The organism is Polaromonas sp. P3_C2, from assembly GCF_056402675.1.
The window spans coordinates 1-1,511 of sequence record NZ_JBFUGX010000861.1; the positions used below are offsets into that span (position 1 = coordinate 1).

Consider the following 1,511-nt stretch of genomic DNA (forward strand, 5'->3'; position numbering starts at 1 on the left):
GGCCACCAGATAAGGTTTTCCCGCGGCCTTTCAGCCGGATTCTTTCAGGGAATTTTTTTGGCCCCGCCGCCGCACACTGCGCATGCCGCATGGGGCGCAATTTTCATTTCGCTCCATTCCATGTGTTTGCCGTCCAGCATCAACAGCCGCCCGGTCAACGACCCGCTGATGCCGCAGATCAGCTTCAGGGCTTCGGCAGCCTGCGTGCTGCCCATGATGCCGACCATCGGCGCGAAAACGCCCATCGTCGCGCAAAGGGCTTCTTCCAGCTGGTCTGATTCGGGAAACACGCAGGCATAGCACGGTGAATCTTCGCGTCGCGAATCGTAGACGGCGATCTGGCCGTCAAAGCGGATGGCTGCACCCGATACCAATGGCTTGCGGTGTTTGACGCAAGCGCGGTTGATGGCATGGCGCGTGGAGAAGTTGTCCGTGCAGTCCAGCACAACATCGGCGTCCCGGACCAGCTGATCGAGCAGCGCGCCTTCTGCGCGCCGGGTAACCGGGGTGACCACGACGTCGGGGTTGATGGCCGCGATGGACTGGGCAACGGATTCTGCCTTGAACGTTCCGATGCGAGACAGGTTGTGGGCGATTTGCCGTTGCAGGTTGGTGGCATCCACCCGGTCATGGTCGGCGATGGTGATGTGGCCGACACCGGCGCTGCCCAGATAAAGCGCGACGGGCGAGCCCAGTCCGCCCGCACCGACGATCAGCACATGCGACTGGAGGATTTTTTCCTGACCTTCGATGCCGATCTCGTCGAGCAGGATGTGCCGCGAGTAACGAAGCAGCTGTTCGTCGTTCATGATGGGAAACCGTTCAAGCTGCAGGACGGGCTGGCCCGGAAGGGGCAGGGCGGGATCCGGCGCAAGCCGGCTCCGCTCTGCGCATCGGCCTAGTTGTCTTTTTTCTCGTTTTTCGGTTCGACCACGGCTGTCTTGCTGACCAGCACGGGACGTCCCTTGAGCTTGTTGATCGCCTGGGCCAGCTGGAAGTCCTTGTCGCTACCCAGTTCAGGCGGGCGACGCTGCTCAGGTGTCTTCTTGGCTTCTTCTTCAAGGCGCTTCAGGGCCTCTTCGCGAGCCTTCTCGCGGCCGGCGTCTTTCACTTCAGCGCCCTGGCCACTGTTGAGGTGTTTCTCAAGATCGGCTTCGCGGGTGCGCAATGCGGCAAAAGGACTGCCTTCAGCGGTTTCATCGACCATGACGTCAGGCACGATGCCGCGCGCCTGGATGGATTTCCCGCTGGGCGTAAAGTAACGTGCCGTGGTGAGCTTCAGACCCGTATCCGGCCCCAGGGGGCGGACGGTTTGCACCGATCCCTTGCCGAAAGTCTGGTTGCCCATGATGGTGGCACGCTTGTGGTCCTGCAAAGCACCCGCGACGATTTCGCTGGCAGAGGCCGAGCCTTCATTGACCAGCACCACCAGCGGCACGTTCTTGAGGGCAGCCGGCAGGCGCTTGAGCGGGTCGGCGCCGTTGCGTCGCTGGTAGAACTCCGGCGCAGCC

The 1,511-nt window shown here is 62.1% G+C and carries 2 protein-coding genes; both read right to left on the reverse strand.

Features of this window, described 5'->3' with window-relative positions; genetic code table 11:
• Window positions 1–44: 44 nt before the first annotated feature.
• The gene (locus tag AC1DWI_RS22810; protein WP_477669805.1) at window positions 45–809 is read right to left on the reverse strand and encodes a HesA/MoeB/ThiF family protein; all 765 of its coding nucleotides are present in this window, start codon (window positions 807–809) and stop codon (window positions 45–47) included.
• 89 nt (window positions 810–898) lie between these two features.
• Window positions 899–1,511: S41 family peptidase (locus tag AC1DWI_RS22815; RefSeq protein ID WP_477725867.1), on the reverse strand; the 613-nt coding region annotated here is incomplete at its 5' end.

Bases quoted from the DNA above. Each gene is read 5' to 3' on its own strand.
- AC1DWI_RS22810 (WP_477669805.1), bottom strand. From the start codon at position 809: ATGAACGACGAACAGCTGCTTCGTTACTCGCGGCACATCCTGCTCGAC.